Here is a 13416-nt window from a genome sequence, read left to right on the forward strand (position 1 = left end):
ATCGTCGCGGTCAACAAGGACCCCGAAGCCCCGATCTTCGAACTCGTCGACTACGGCGTCGTCGGAGACCTCTTCAACGTCCTGCCCCAACTCACCGACGAGGTGAAGGCCCGCAAGGGCTGAGCACGCCGGGCACGGTGAAGGGCGCGACCCCCGCGGGGGCCGCGCCCTTCGTCACGCGCGGGGGCGGTCAGCGGCCCGCGAGGGCGTGCACGAAGCGGGTGCCGTCGACGGTGCCGAGGCCGGAGGCCAGGTCGTAGCCCTTGGCGGCCCGGTAGCCGGTCACCGCGTCCCAGGAGTTGTCGCCGGCGGTGACGTCGGTGATGCCGCTGACCTGCTGGGGCAGCAGGGCCAGCGCGTACAGGCGGGGGTTCAGCTGGCCGAGGCGGTGGCCCGCCAGCTGGTTCGCCAGGGCGACGACGCCGGAGAAGACCGGCGTGGCCTCGCTGGTGCCGCCGACCAGGTGCCAGCCGACCCGGGCCGGGTCGTAAGACTCGTACGTCCAGGCGGCGCCGTCCACGGCCGCGCTCATCGAGATGTCGGGCGTGCCGCGGTGGTCGCCGGTCACGTTCGCCACCGCGGCCTGGTACCAGGGGCGTTCGAAGACGCCGGAGACGCCGCCGCCCGCCGCGCCGTAGTCGTCGTGCCAGACCTGGTCGGGCGCGGTGCGGTTGCCCGCGTCGTCGAGGGTCAGCCGGGTGCCGCCGACCGAGGTGACCAGCGGGTCCGCCGAGGGCCAGGAGTTGACCTTGTACGGGTACAGGTCGCTGCCGTTCTCCATCGCGTCGGTGGCGCCGTTGTCGCCGGAGGCGGCGAGCACCGTGACGTCCCGGGCGGCGGCGAACTCGAAGGCGTGGCGCAGCTTCTCGATCGACTTGAAGTCGCCCTCGTCGTAGCCCGGGAAGGTGTTCTCGGTCGCCCCGAAGCTCTGCGAGACGACGTCCACGTCGTGCGACTTGATGACGGCCTTCTCGGCGTCCATCATCTCGGGCAGGCCGGTGACGCCCTCGGTCTCCGCGACGCCGGTCTCCACCAGCACGATGTGCGCGTCGGGGGCGATCGCGTGCGCGTACTCGACGTCCAGGGTGGTCTCGCCGGCCCAGCCGGTGTGGTCGCCGTCGGTGGGGTCGAACACCGGGACGTCCCCCCACTTGACCACCTCGACCCGGGTGTCCGGGATGCCCCACTGCTTGTCGAACACCTCCAGGTCGTGCTGGATCGTCGGCGAGCCGAAGGAGTCCACGATCACGATGGTGCGGCCCTTGCCGGTCACGCCCTGCCGGTAGAGCGGGTCCAGGTGGTAAGCGGTGCGGTACTGCAGCGGCGAGTAGCAGTGGATGCCGATCTGCGTGACGCAGTCCGAGGTCGACATCGGCGCGACCCGGCCGACCGCGTCGATCCGCCCGGCCGAGGCCGGACGCAGCTCGAACGCCGGGAGGTGCGCGGCGGACCGGGCGGTGGCGGTCGCGCCGGTCAGGGCGGTGGCCCCGACGACGAGCAGCGCGGCGGTCCGCAGCGCGGTGGAGCGTCGGGTGCCCGCGGTGGCGGGGTGCATGCCCAAGGGGACTCCTCGAAGAGACGGGCCCCGGCGTGGTCCGGCCGGGGCGCCCCCATCCCATCGGCAGCCGCCGGGCCCTGCCATAGCCCGAGACGGCGGTGGACGCGGCCCCGGCAGGCCACCGGATCCGGTAAAGGACGCGGAGCGGTTCGGTAACGCCCCAGTTCGGCGGGGTGCCGCCGCGCGCGGCGGCACCGGCTCGTAGAGTCGGGCGGCATGGGACTGCTGACAGCACTCGACGGCGGGTACGGGGACCGGGCGGACGCGGTGGCGGTGGACGGCGCCGCCCTGTCCTGGGAGCAACTGCTCGGCGCCGCCGGGGCGGTGGCCGAGCGCGCGGCCGGAGCGCCCGGCCTGGCGGTACTGGCCCGGCCGACCGCCGAGACGGTCGCCGCCGTGGTCGGCGGCCTGCTGGCCGGCGTGCCGGTGGTGCCGCTGCCGCCCGACTCCGGGCCCGTGGAACGGGCGCACATCCTGCGCGACAGCGGCGCCGCGCTGCTGGCCGGCACCGGACTGCCCGAGGACACCGAAGGGCTGACGGCCCTCCCGGTCGACCTGGCGGACCGCCCCTCCGGCGCCTGGCGGCCCGCCGCCGAGGACGGCGACCGGACGGCGTTCGTGCTGTACACCTCCGGCACCACCGGCGCCCCCAAGGGCGCGCTGATCCCGCACCGGGCCGTCGCCGCCGGCCTCGACGCGCTCGCCGACGCCTGGCGGTGGGACGCCGGGGACACCCTCGTCCACGGCCTGCCGCTGTTCCACGTGCACGGCCTCGTGCTCGGCGTGCTCGGCGCGCTGCGCACCGGCAGCCGGCTCGTCCACACCGGCCGGCCCACCCCCGCCGGGTACGCGGCCGCCCGGGGCAGCCTGTACTTCGGCGTCCCCACCGTGTGGTCGCGGATCGCCGCCGACCCCGCCGCCGCCCGCGAGCTCGCCGGCGCCCGGCTGCTGGTGTCCGGCAGCGCGCCGCTGCCCGTGCCGGTCTTCGAACGGCTGCGGCAGCTCACCGGGCAGGCCCCCGCCGAGCGCTACGGCATGACCGAGACGCTGATCACCGTCGCCACCCGGGCCGACGGCGAGCGCCGCCCCGGCGCCGTCGGCCTGCCGCTGCCCGGCACCCGCACCCGGCTGGCCGGCGAGGACGGGCGGCCGGTGCCCGCCGACGGCGAGAGCGTCGGCGAACTCCAGGTGCAGGGCCCGACCCTGTTCGACGGCTACCTCGGGCGGCCCGAGGCCACCGCCGCCTCCTGGACGGCGGACGGCTGGTTCCGCACCGGCGACGTCGCGGTGATCGGACCGGACGGCTTCCACCGGATCGTCGGCCGGGCCTCCGTCGACCTGATCAAGAGCGGCGGCTACCGGATCGGCGCCGGCGAGGTCGAGGCCGCGCTGCGCGACCACCCCGGCGTCGCCGACGCCGCCGTGGTCGGCGCGCCCGACCCGGACCTCGGCCAGGCGGTCGTCGCGTACGTGGTGCCGGGGGAGGGCCACGGGGCGCTCGGGGAGCGGGAGTTGATCGACTTCGTGGCGCGGCGGTTGTCCGCGCACAAGCGGCCCCGGCGGGTGGTGCTGGTCGCCGACCTGCCGCGCAACGCGATGGGGAAGGTGCTCAAGCAGCGGCTGCTGGACGGCGGCGCCTGACCGGCCCGTCGTCCCGGCCCGTCGTCCCGGCCCGTCGTCCCGGCCCGTCGTCCCGGCCCGTCGTCCCGGCCCGTCGTCCCGGCCCGTCGTCCCGGACCGGGGCCCGACCTGCCCGGCGTCCGACCCGCCCGGTGTTCCGGCGCGCGCTCCGGCGCGCAACCCGCCCCGCGGAGCGCCCTTTCAGGAGGCCGGGGAGTGGGTACCACTGGGATGGCGCGGGGGTCGGTGCCCCGCGCCGCCCGGTGCACGGCCGGGCCGCCGAGGAGGGGCAGGGATGCTTGTGATCGTCTGGGTCAATGGGGCGTTCGGGGCGGGCAAGACGAGCGTCTGCCGGGAGTTGGTCCGGCTGCTGCCGGGAAGCCTGCTGTTCGACCCCGACACCCTGGGACCGGCCCTGCGGGCCGCCCGGCCGGGCACGCCGGACTTCCCCGAGTCGCCCGCCTGGCGTCGGCTCACCGCCGAGACCGCCGCCGCGCTCGCCGCCGAGGCGGACGGGCCGGTCGTCGTCCCCGCCACGCTGCTGCGCCAGGAGCACCGCGACGAGATCTTCGGCTCGCTCGCCGGCCGGGGCATCCCCGTCCACCACGTCGTCCTCGACCCCGTCGAAACGATTCTGCGGGCCCGGATCGCCACCCGCGAGGACGTCCCCGGCGACCCGGAGGCCACCGCGGCGCTCCGCCGGCGCGCCCGCGAGGCGCTGCCCGCGTACCTGGCCGCGCGCGGCTGGCTGGCCGGCGACGCCCGGATGGTCGACAACGGGGTGCTGTCTCCGCGGCAGAGCGCCGAGCGGATCGCCGAACTGGTGCGCAGCGGCGCCACCCGCTGCCCGATCGTGCGCAGCGAGGGCGGCGACGGGGACACCGTGGCCGCGGCCGTGCTGCTCTTCGACGACCGGGACCGGGTGCTGCTGGTCGACCCCGCCTACAAGCCGCACTGGGAGTTCCCCGGCGGCGTCGTCGAACGCGGGGAGCCGCCCACCGCGGCGGGCGTGCGGGAGGTCGCCGAGGAACTCGACCTGCGGCTGCGCCCGGAGGAACTGCGGCTGCTCGCCGTCGACTGGGAGCCCGGTTCGGGCCGCGGCCGCGGCGGACTGCGGCTGGTCTACGACGGCGGGCGGCTCGGCCCCTCCCAGGTGCTGCGGCTGCGGCTGCCCGCCGGGGAACTGCGCGACTGGCACTTCGCGACGCTCCGGGAGGCCGCCGAGATGCTGCCGCCCGCCCGGATGCGCCGGCTGGTCGCCGCGCTGGAGGCCAGGGCGGTCGGCGAACTGCGCTACCTGGAGGGCGGGCGGCCCGCCGCGACGGGGGTGGCGCCCGCGCTGTGACGGCGTCCGCGGCGGCGGGGCGGGCAGGATGGGGGCATGCCGTTCACCCTCAGCCACGCCGCCGCCGTCCTGCCCGGCCTGCGGGCCGCCGGACGCGGGGGCGCGCTGGTCGCCGCCGGGCTGGTCGCCGGCTCGGTGGCGCCCGACGTGCCGTTCTTCGCGGAGTCCCTCGTCCGGGGCGTCTACCGACACGGCGGGTTGACGCACCGGTGGTGGGCCGCGCCGACGCTCGACGTGGCGATCGGCGCCGGGCTGGTGGCCGGCTGGTACGGCCTGTGGCGCGAGCCCCTGCGGGCGGCGGTGCCGGGGCGCTGGAACCCCGTGGTGCCCGAGGGACGCCCGACCCCCGGCGAACTCGCGCTGACGGCGGGCGCGTTGGCCGCCGGCGCGGCCACCCACCTGGTCTGGGACTCCTTCACCCACCACGGCCGGGCCGGCGTCCGCGCCCTGCCCGTCCTGGAACGCCGGGTCGGCGGCGTCCCGCTGCACGCCGCCCTCCAGTACGGAACCTCACTGGCCGGGCTGGGCGTGCTCGCGAAGTACGCCGGGCCCTGGCGGGAGAGCCGCAGGGGCACCGCCGCGCTGCTGGCCGCGGCGGCGCTGGCCGGGGCGGCCGAGCGGGTGCGGCGGCGCGAGCGGGGGGTGGTCGACGAGGCGTGCTTCGGCGCGGGCGCGGGGCTGGCGGTGGGGGCGGCGCTGCTGGGGGCGCGGCGGCGGAAGACCGGCTGGAGCGGGGCGAACCGTCCGGTGCGGCAAGGTGGTTCGCTCCCCCGGAGCGGTTCGTGCGGGGACGTCGGATAGGGTCTGCCCCTGCGTCCGCGGCGGACGCGCTCACGGTGGGAGGGGACCATGACGGTGACGCTGAAGGCGGCCGACCGGAAGCCGGAACTGGCCTCGGAGGCCAGACGGGCCGTACTGCGGATGGACCGGACCGAGCGGCCCCGGCTGGTCGTGGTCGGCACCGGTGAGGTGTCCCCGTACCTGGAGTACTTCTTCGGGCCCGCGATCCCGCTGGTCACGAACGTCTACTACCTCGCCGTGACGGACAGGTCGGTGTTCGTGCTGCGGGGGTCGCGGACGACGGGCGAGGTGCGGCGGGCGGTGGCGGTGGTGCCGCTGGAGCAGGCCGGCCGGCTGGTGGCGAAGGTCAGGCACGGCCGGACCTGGAACACGCTGTGGCTGCGCCTGCCGCAGCACAGGGGACGGCTGCGGGTGAACGTCTCGTTCCAGTCGCGTCCGGAGCTGGACCGGTTCCTGGCCAGGCTTCCGGACGCGGACCGGACCTAGAGGTAGCCGTTGGCGGCGAGGTGGGCGCCGATGGCGCGGTAGGCGGCGGGGTCCTCGGGGGTGACGGCGGCCAGGCCGTCGACGTAGCGGTTGTACATGCAGAAGGCGGCGGCGATCAGGACGGTGTCGTGGACGGTCTCGTCGTCGGCGCCGGCGGCCTTCGCGGCGGCGACGTCCTCGGGGGTGACGGACAGTCCGCTGTCGGCGACCTTGGCGGCGAGGTGGAGCAGGGCGCGCATCAGGTCGGTGACGGGGGCGGTGGCGAGGTCGGTCTGGACGGCCTCGACGAGGGCGAAGTCGCCGTCGAGGCGGTGGGCGGCGGTGGCGCCGTGGGCGCCGGCGCAGTAGCGGGTGCGGTTGAGGGAGGAGACGTAGGCGGCGATCAGCTCCCGTTCGCCGACGCTCAACGGGGATTCGCCGCGCAGGAGTTGCTCGGCGAGTTCGCTCAGGCGCAGGCCGGAGGAGGGCTTGGCGGCGAGCAGGCCCCGGATGCCGGGGTCGTCGGTGGGGAGTGCGATGTGGGGCATGGGGGTCACTGAAGCGGTTCGGAGCGGGCTTGGCAAGGGCTTGACCTGGGGAGGGGATCGCGGACGGCGGGGCGGGGCACGCCGGCGGAGGGGGACGGGCAGATTAGGATGGGCGACCGTGACTGACACGGGTAGCACTCAGGACCTGGCCCTCACCGACGACGCCGGTGACGGGGCGTCGGAGGGGTTCGCGGGCACGGACCCGCAGGACGTGCAGGACGACGGGGCGGCGCGGCTCGACGGCGTGTGGGACGTCGTGGTGGTCGGCGCGGGCCCGGCGGGCTCCTCGGCGGCGCACGCGGCGGCCTCGCGGGGCCGCCGGGTGCTGCTGCTCGACAAGGCGGAGCACCCCCGGTACAAGACCTGCGGCGGCGGCATCATCGGCCCGTCCCGGGACGCGCTGCCGGAGGACTTCAAACTGCCGCTGCAGGACCGCGTCTCGGCGGTGACCTTCGCGCTGAACGGCCGCTGGACGCGCACCCGGCGCTCGAAGCGGATGCTGTTCGGCCTGGTCAACCGGGACGAGTTCGACCTGCGCCTGGTGCAGTCCGCCGAGCAGGCCGGGGCGGTGCTGGTGACCGGCGTGGCCGCGACGGGCGTGGAGCAGCGGGGCGGCGACAGCCGGACGGTGTTCGTGACGCTGGCGGACGGCCGGAAGGTGGAGGCGCGGGCGGTGGTCGGCGCGGACGGCTCGGCGAGTCGGATCGGCCGGCACGTCGGCGTCACCTTCGACCAGATCGACCTGGGCCTGGAGGCGGAGATCCCCGTCCCCGAGTCGGTGTCGCGGGCCTGGGCGGGCCGGATCCACCTGGACTGGGGCCCGCTGCCGGGCAGTTACGGCTGGGTGTTCCCGAAGACCGACTCGGGGACGCTGACGGTCGGGGTGATCTCGGCGCGCGGCGAGGGCGAGAGGACCAAGGAGTACCTGGCGGCGTACATCCGCCGGCTGGGCCTGTCCGGTTTCGAGCCGCTGGTGGAGTCCGGGCACCTGACGCGCTGCCGGGCCGAGGACTCGCCGCTGTCGCGCGGCCGGGTGCTGGTCGCGGGCGACGCGGCCGGGCTGCTGGAGCCGTGGACCAGGGAGGGCATCTCGTACGCGCTGCGCTCGGGCCGGCTGGCCGGCGAGTGGGCGGTGCAGGTGGCCGAGGCGGGCGGCGCGGCGGACGTGCGGCGGCAGGCGCTGAACTACGCGTTCGCGATCAAGGCCGGGCTGGGGGTGGAGATGCGGGCCGGGAAGGTCATGCTGGCCTCGTTCGAGAAGCGCCCGTACCTGTTCCACCTGGCGGTGTCGGTGATCAACCCGGCGTGGCGGGCGTTCGCCCGGACCACCCAGGGGCACACCACGTTCGCGCAGCTGATGCGGGACCACCGGGCGGCGCGCAAGCTGGCCGCGGTCGCCGGGCGGCAGTAGCCGGCGGGGGCGGATCCGCCCGGGAGGGGGAGTCCCTTCCCGGGCGGGTCCGTTCGGGCGGGCGCGGGGTGTTGGGGTCAGGGGGACCGCCCCGCGCCCCGACGGGGGGTCACTTCAGGCCGGCGTCCAGGGCGTTCATCAGGGTGCCCGACGGGGTGTCGCCGGACATCTCCCAGACCATCGCGCCCAGCAGGTTCCTGGACTTGAGCCAGGCGGTCTTCTGGCCGATCGACCAGGTGTCGTCGAAGGTCCACCACTGGCCGCCGTTGCCGGTGTAGCCGTAGGTGGAGACCGAGACCGGGTCGTGGTGGACGGTCAGGTTGGGCACCGAGGTGATCAGGTTGTTGTAGCCGCGGGTGCCGGCCTCCTCGGCGAACTGGCCGGGCGCGGCGCCGCCCGCGGCCTGCCAGGCGCCGTGCGCGCCGCCGTCGGTGACGTTCTGCCAGCCGCGGCCGTAGAACGGGAAGCCGATGGTGAGCTTGCGCGGGTTGACGCCGGCGTCGAGGTAGGTCTTGACGGCGTTCTCGATCGAGAAGTGGAACGGGTACGGGTCGGCGGGGTCGGCGTACAGGTTGGCCTGCTGGCCGGTCTTGTTCGGCTCCCACGAGTTGTCGCTGCCGGAGCCGTGGAAGTCGTAGCCCTGGACGTTGGCGATGTCCAGGTACTGGAAGATCCGCGAGAGGTCCCAGCCCTGGCCGATCTTGGCCGGGTCGGCGGGGGTGAAGGCGGTGAGCAGCTTGTGCGAGCCGCCGAGGGCGTCGAGCTGGCGGCGGAACTCGGCGAGCAGCAGGGTCAGGTTCTGCTTGTCATTGGCGGAGTAGTGGTTGCCGGCGTGGCCGTCGGGCGAGCCGGGCCACTCCCAGTCGAGGTCGATGCCGTCGAAGATCCCGGCGCCGGTGCCGGGGCCGCCCGCGCCGTTGTAGGAGGGCAGGTTGCCCTTGATCCAGATGTCGATGCAGGAGGAGACCAGCTTCTTGCGGGAGGCGTCGGTGGCGGCCGCGTCGGAGAAGTACTTGGAGTACGTCCAGCCGCCGAGCGAGACCACGACCTTCAGGTTCGGGTGCTTCGCCTTCAGCTTCTTGAGCTGGTTGAGGTTGCCGCGCAGCGGCGACCAGCCGTCGTCGGCGACGCCGTCCACGGACTGGGCGGCGCTCATCGGGCGGGCGTAGTCGGCGTCGGCGTCGCCGGCGCCGGTGCCCTGGTCGGGGTCCTGCGGGTCGGCGGTGGTGCCCTTGGTGACGCCGGCCGTGCAGGTCAGGTTGGTCGGGTCGATGTTCTCGAAGGCGTAGTTGATCACGTCGAGCTTGGCGGCGCTGCCGGAGGTCTCTAGGTTCTTGACGAAGTACTGGCGGCCGTAGATGCCCCACTGCACGAAGTAGCCGACCCGGGAGTACTTGCCGGGCCCGGCGAGGTCGCCGGTGGTGACGTCCAGGGTGCCGGAGGCGGGGGAGTCGTTGTCGGCGGCGTCCCGGGCCCTGACCGCGAAGGCGTACGGGGTGGCGGGGGAGAGCTGCCCGACGGTGGCGGTGGTGCCGGTGACGGTCTGCACCAGGTTGCCGCCCTGGTAGACGTCGTACGCGGCGACCCGCTTGTTGTCGGTGGCCGCGTCCCAGGCCAGCGAGACGCTGGTGCTGGTGACGCCGGTGGAGCGCAGGTTGCCGGGCGCGGTCGGCGGCACGGTGTCACTGGCCGGGTCGACGGTGGCGGCGCTCAGCGCGGCGCCGGCCGGGCCGGTGTTGCCGCGGGTGTCCCTGGCCCGGACGGTGAGGCTGTACGCGGTGGCCGGGGTCAGGCCGGTCAGCGTGGTGGAGGTGCTGGTGGCCGAGCCGAGCACCACCGAGCCGCTGAGCACGTCGTACGAGGCGACCGGGAAGTCGCCCCTGGAGGCGGCCGTCCAGCTCAGCGAGATGCTGTGCGCGGTCGCGTCGACCAGTGCCGGGGCGCCCGGGGCGGTCGGCGGCACGTCCGGGGTGCCGTCGCACTTGTCGCCGTTGACGCGGCAGTTGAGCGGGGCGGCGATCGGGCCGTTGCCGATGAACCAGAAGCTGTACGGCTCGGTCGAGCCGTTCGCCGGCACCGTCGCGTTGTAGTACGCGTTGGTGGCGACCACGTGGCCGCCGGTGGTGGTCGAGGTGCCGTTGTAGGTACCCGTCATCGTGACGCCCGGGGGCAGGTCGAACTCCAGCGTCCAGCCGGTGACGGCCGTCGCGTTGGGGTTCTTCACGATGAACGTGCCCTTCCACCAGGACCCGTAGTTGTCGCTGGTGAAGGCGGCGGTCAGTTTGGCCGCGGCGTGCGCGGGGGTGGCGGCGAGCAGGGCTATCGGCAGTGCGAGCGCGGCGAGCAGGGCCAGCAGGCGGGCCCTGAGCCATTGCCTGGAGCGGACGTGCATCGGTACTCCCTGTCTGGTGTGGGGGATTCCGTACAGGGGTGCCGGGAGCGGCACTCAGGAGGGTAGGTGGACTGGACCAACCCGTCAACAGGTCTATACCTAAAGGGAGTTGACGATCATTCGGGAGGGGGCCGGGGCCGGCGCCGGGGGCGCTGTCGGCGGGCGGTGGCAGGATCGCGGCCATGGGACTCGATGTGATGGTGGGCGCGCTGATCGGCGCCGACGAGGACACGGCCGAGTGGTTCCGCGAGGAGTGCGCGGCGATCGGCGCGGTGCTGGCCCGCGAAGGGCTGCCGGGCTGGCGGGAGCCGGAGAGCGGCCCGCACTTCGGCGAGCGGATCTGGGGTTACTCGGGCCTGCACGCGCTGCGCCGCCTCGCCGCGCACCTCGCCGCGAGCGGGCGGCTGCCCGAACCGCTGGACGACGGGGCGCGGGCCACCGACGACCCGGTGCTGACGGCCGCCTACCAGGACGTCCCGGACGACCCGCCCGGTCCGTTCGACCACCTGGTCCACCACTCGGACTGCGAGGGCTACTACGTGCCGGTGGACTTCGCCCCCGTCCTGGCCGACTCCGAGCTGAGCGGCGGCCTGCTCGGCTCCTCGGTGCGGCTGCTGGCCGAACTGGACGAACTCGCCCGGGCCCTGGGCCTGCCGGACGACCTCGACCCGCACTCCGAGGAGGTCGCCGACGCCTGCGACGGACCCGGCCCGGCGGCGGAGGGCTGGCGGCGCTACGGCACCGAGGCGTTCATCTGCCTGCAACTGCGCCTGGCGGCGCGCTGCTCGGTGGGGACGGGGGCGGTGCTGGCGTTCTGCTGAAGCGGGCGCCCTCCGGCGGGAGGCGGATCCTGCTCTCCCGGCCCGGAGCGGCACGGACCTCCTGGACGCGTCCCTACGGGCCCAGGAGGCGGTCGGCGAGGGGGCTGCGGGCGTAGAGGACGAGGCGGCCGTGGCGGGCGCGGGTGACCAGGCGGGTGGCGTGCAGGACGGCGAGGTGCTGGCTGACGGCGCCGGGGGTGACGCCGAGGCGGCGGGCGAGTTCGGTGGTGGCGGTGGGTTCCCGGAGGAGGGTCAGCAGGCGGGCCTTGGGGGCGCCGAGGAGCTGTTCGAGGGCGTGGGGGGCGGGCGGCGGGTCGGGCGGGCCGGCCAGGTTGCCCTGGCCGCGGGCCAGGTAGGTGATGGACGGGGTGAGGTCCGGGCCGATCGCGGTGAGCGCGCCGCGGGCGAAGCAGGTGGGCAGCAGGGTCAGGCCGCGCCGGTCGACGGTGACGTCGTGGTCGCCGTTGCCCCAGTCCCGGTCGATCGTCAGCACCCCGTCCGACCAGTGCAGCCGCTCGTCGAGGTCGGCGAACAGCCCGGCCGCGCCGCGTTCGGCCAGCGTCCGGGCGCGGTGCACGATGTCCGCGTGCAGGACCGAGCGGGCCCGCGGCCACCAGGCGGGCTCCAGGACGTGCGTCCAGTACGCCTGGAGGGCGTCGGCGATCTCGGCGACCAGCTCGGCGGGCCGGCCGGCGCGGACGGCCAGCGGGGGCGGCAGCTCGCGGTCGTGCGGGAGGAAGGCGGCGGCCAGTTCGTCGGCGAGCCGGGCCGGGTCGAAGGCCCGGACGAGGGCGAGTTCGGTGCGGAAGCCGGGGAACGGGACGGCCGGACGGGGCGTCAGGAAGTCCGGCACGTACTTGTTGCTCGCGACCAGGGCGCGCAGCAGCGGGGCCTGCGGGAGGGCCTCGAAGGCCGGGCGCATCGCCTCGAAGGCCGCGCCGTGCGGGTAGTGGCCCGGGTGGGTCCACATCCGCAGGCTGAGCACCGCCTCCTGGAGCGGCGAGCAGGCGAAGTACGTGGCGGCCAGGTCCGCCAGGCCCAGCCGGAACCGCAGTACCACGACCGCCCCCCGTCCTCCTCCCGGCCGAGGATTCAGGCAGGGGCTAAATCAATACCACGGACCGTGCGCACCCGGTCTGATCGGGGCATGACCTCCACCGCTCCCGCGGCCGACCAGGCCGCGCCGCTCCCCCCTGCCCGGAGCCGGTTCACCCGGCTGCTGCCCGAGGACCCGGTGCTGCGCCGGCTGTCCGCGATCACGCTGGTCAACACCGTCGGCAGCGGCCTGGGGATGACGCTCGGGGTGGTGTACTTCACCCGGGTGATGGGCTTCGGCGTCGGCACGGTCGGCCTGGTGCTGACGGTCGCGGGGGCGTGCGGGGTGGCGGCGGGCGTCCCGGCCGGGCGGTTGTCCGACCGGTACGGGCCGAAGCCGGTGCTGGTGGCGCTGCTGGCGGTGCAGGCGGTGTGCGCGGCGGCGTACGTGCTGGTGGACCGGCTGGCGGTGTTCGCGCTGCTGGCCTGCCTGGTGGCGGTCGCGGACCGGGGCGGCGCGGCGGTGCGCGGGGCGCTGTTCGCCGAGGTGCTGCCGACGGACGGGCGGGTCGCGGGCCGGGCGTACCTGCGTTCGGTGACCAACATCGGCATCTCGGTGGGCACCCTGGGCGCCGCCGCCGTCCTGCAACTCGACACCCGGGGCGTCTACTTGGCGGCGCTGCTGGTGGACGCGGCCTCGTACGGGGCGATCGCGGTGCTGTACGCGGTGCTGGTGCCGGTCGCGGCGCGGACCGCCGAGCAGGCCGAGCGGGCGGCGGGCGGGCCGAACCCGGCGCTGCGCGACCGGGTGTTCCTGCTGCTGACCGGTCTGAACGGGGTGGTCACCCTGCAGTTCGTGATGATCGAGGTCGCGGTGCCGCTGTGGGTGGTGCGCGACACCGACGCGCCGCGCTGGATGGTGGCTGGCGGGCTGCTGGTGAACACCGCGCTGGTGATCGTGCTGCAGGTGCGGGCGACCCGGGGGACGGAGGAACCGCGGGCGGCGGCCCGGGTGTTCCGGCGCGGGGCGCTGCTGGTGGCGGCGTCCTGCCTGGTGCTGGGCCTGGCCGCCGGGGTGCCGGGCTGGGCGGCGGCGCTGCTGGTGGCGGGCGGGGTGGCCTGCCAGGCGCTGGGCGAGGTGTACAGCCAGGCGGGCGGGTGGGCGCTCAGCTACGGCCTGGCGAAGGACGACGCGCACGGCGCCTACCAGGGCGTGTTCAACACCGGCATGTCGGGCGCGCTGATGCTCGGCCCGGTGCTGATGACCTCGGTGGTGATCGCGCACGGCCCGTTCGGCTGGGCGCTGCTGGCCGCGCTGTTCGCCGCCGCGGGCTGGGGGATGACGGCGCTGGTGCGGCGCTGAGGGTGCGCGGGGGCGGCCCCGGTCGACGCGCTGTCGGCCGGGGCCGCCCCCTCCCGG

General features: G+C 75.4%; 11 protein-coding genes and 1 pseudogene. 8 read left to right on the forward strand and 4 right to left on the reverse strand.

The window, feature by feature from the left end; translation table 11 throughout:
* Nucleotides 1-123: pseudogene (locus OO48_RS36715) on the forward strand (electron transfer flavoprotein subunit alpha/FixB family protein); the annotation flags it as partial.
* A 67-nt stretch (nt 124-190) separates the two neighbouring features.
* On the opposite strand, the gene OO48_RS26845 reads toward OO48_RS36715, so the two are convergent.
* Nucleotides 191-1555, reverse strand: coding sequence for a S53 family peptidase (locus tag OO48_RS26845; protein ID WP_033220804.1), 1365 nt, complete (start codon nt 1553-1555; stop codon nt 191-193).
* 219 nt (nt 1556-1774) lie between these two features.
* Between OO48_RS26845 and OO48_RS26850 the strand changes: the two genes are divergently transcribed.
* From OO48_RS26850 to OO48_RS26865, 4 genes are all read left to right on the forward strand, one after another.
* Nucleotides 1775-3199 carry an acyl-CoA synthetase gene (locus OO48_RS26850; RefSeq protein WP_033220805.1) on the forward strand — a complete coding sequence of 475 codons (1425 nt, stop codon included), beginning with the start codon at nt 1775-1777 and terminating at the stop codon, nt 3197-3199.
* A 280-nt stretch (nt 3200-3479) separates the two neighbouring features.
* Nucleotides 3480-4523, forward strand: coding sequence for an NUDIX hydrolase (locus OO48_RS26855; RefSeq protein ID WP_033220806.1), 1044 nt, complete (start codon nt 3480-3482; stop codon nt 4521-4523).
* Nucleotides 4524-4559: 36 nt separating this feature from the next.
* Nucleotides 4560-5324, forward strand: coding sequence for a DUF4184 family protein (locus OO48_RS26860; RefSeq protein ID WP_051732867.1), 765 nt, complete (start codon nt 4560-4562; stop codon nt 5322-5324).
* A gap of 48 nt (nt 5325-5372) precedes the next feature.
* On the forward strand, nt 5373-5810 hold the full coding sequence (locus OO48_RS26865) for a hypothetical protein (protein ID WP_033220808.1): 438 nt from the start codon (nt 5373-5375) through the stop codon (nt 5808-5810).
* Here OO48_RS26865 and OO48_RS26870 read toward each other — a convergent pair.
* Entirely contained in the window at nt 5807-6337 is a 531-nt protein-coding gene (locus tag OO48_RS26870; protein WP_033220861.1) for a carboxymuconolactone decarboxylase family protein, read from the reverse strand. The genes OO48_RS26865 and OO48_RS26870 overlap by 4 nt on opposite strands.
* Before the next feature lie 211 nt (nt 6338-6548).
* On the opposite strand from OO48_RS26870, the gene OO48_RS26875 reads away from it, so the two are divergent.
* A complete protein-coding gene (locus OO48_RS26875; protein ID WP_033220863.1) occupies nt 6549-7748 on the forward strand; it encodes a geranylgeranyl reductase family protein in 1200 nt (399 codons plus the stop codon).
* Nucleotides 7749-7857: 109 nt separating this feature from the next.
* Here OO48_RS26875 and OO48_RS26880 read toward each other — a convergent pair whose 3' ends face one another.
* Nucleotides 7858-10140 carry a glycosyl hydrolase family 18 protein gene (locus OO48_RS26880; protein WP_033220809.1) on the reverse strand — a complete coding sequence of 761 codons (2283 nt, stop codon included), beginning with the start codon at nt 10138-10140 and terminating at the stop codon, nt 7858-7860.
* Nucleotides 10141-10322: 182 nt separating this feature from the next.
* On the opposite strand from OO48_RS26880, the gene OO48_RS35450 reads away from it, so the two are divergent.
* Nucleotides 10323-10961, forward strand: coding sequence for a hypothetical protein (locus OO48_RS35450; protein ID WP_051732870.1), 639 nt, complete (start codon nt 10323-10325; stop codon nt 10959-10961).
* 73 nt (nt 10962-11034) lie between these two features.
* Here OO48_RS35450 and OO48_RS26890 read toward each other — a convergent pair whose 3' ends face one another.
* The gene (locus tag OO48_RS26890; protein WP_033220810.1) at nt 11035-12021 is read right to left on the reverse strand and encodes an ArsR/SmtB family transcription factor; all 987 of its coding nucleotides are present in this window, start codon (nt 12019-12021) and stop codon (nt 11035-11037) included.
* A gap of 87 nt (nt 12022-12108) precedes the next feature.
* Here OO48_RS26890 and OO48_RS26895 point away from each other — a divergent pair, with 87 nt between their 5' ends.
* On the forward strand, nt 12109-13359 hold the full coding sequence (locus OO48_RS26895; protein ID WP_051732873.1) for an MFS transporter: 1251 nt from the start codon (nt 12109-12111) through the stop codon (nt 13357-13359).
* Nucleotides 13360-13416 lie beyond the last annotated feature (57 nt).

Source organism: Kitasatospora phosalacinea (assembly GCF_000716545.1).
Taxonomy (GTDB): domain Bacteria; phylum Actinomycetota; class Actinomycetes; order Streptomycetales; family Streptomycetaceae; genus Kitasatospora; species Kitasatospora phosalacinea.

Bases quoted from the DNA above. Each gene is read 5' to 3' on its own strand.
- OO48_RS26865 (WP_033220808.1), top strand. From the start codon at position 5,373: ATGACGGTGACGCTGAAGGCGGCCGACCGGAAGCCGGAACTGGCCTCG.
- OO48_RS35450 (WP_051732870.1), top strand. From the start codon at position 10,323: ATGGGACTCGATGTGATGGTGGGCGCGCTGATCGGCGCCGACGAGGAC.
- OO48_RS26895 (WP_051732873.1), top strand. From the start codon at position 12,109: ATGACCTCCACCGCTCCCGCGGCCGACCAGGCCGCGCCGCTCCCCCCT.
- OO48_RS26870 (WP_033220861.1), bottom strand. From the start codon at position 6,337: ATGCCCCACATCGCACTCCCCACCGACGACCCCGGCATCCGGGGCCTG.
- OO48_RS26880 (WP_033220809.1), bottom strand. From the start codon at position 10,140: ATGCACGTCCGCTCCAGGCAATGGCTCAGGGCCCGCCTGCTGGCCCTG.
- OO48_RS26860 (WP_051732867.1), top strand. From the start codon at position 4,560: ATGCCGTTCACCCTCAGCCACGCCGCCGCCGTCCTGCCCGGCCTGCGG.
- OO48_RS26850 (WP_033220805.1), top strand. From the start codon at position 1,775: ATGGGACTGCTGACAGCACTCGACGGCGGGTACGGGGACCGGGCGGAC.
- OO48_RS26845 (WP_033220804.1), bottom strand. From the start codon at position 1,555: ATGCACCCCGCCACCGCGGGCACCCGACGCTCCACCGCGCTGCGGACC.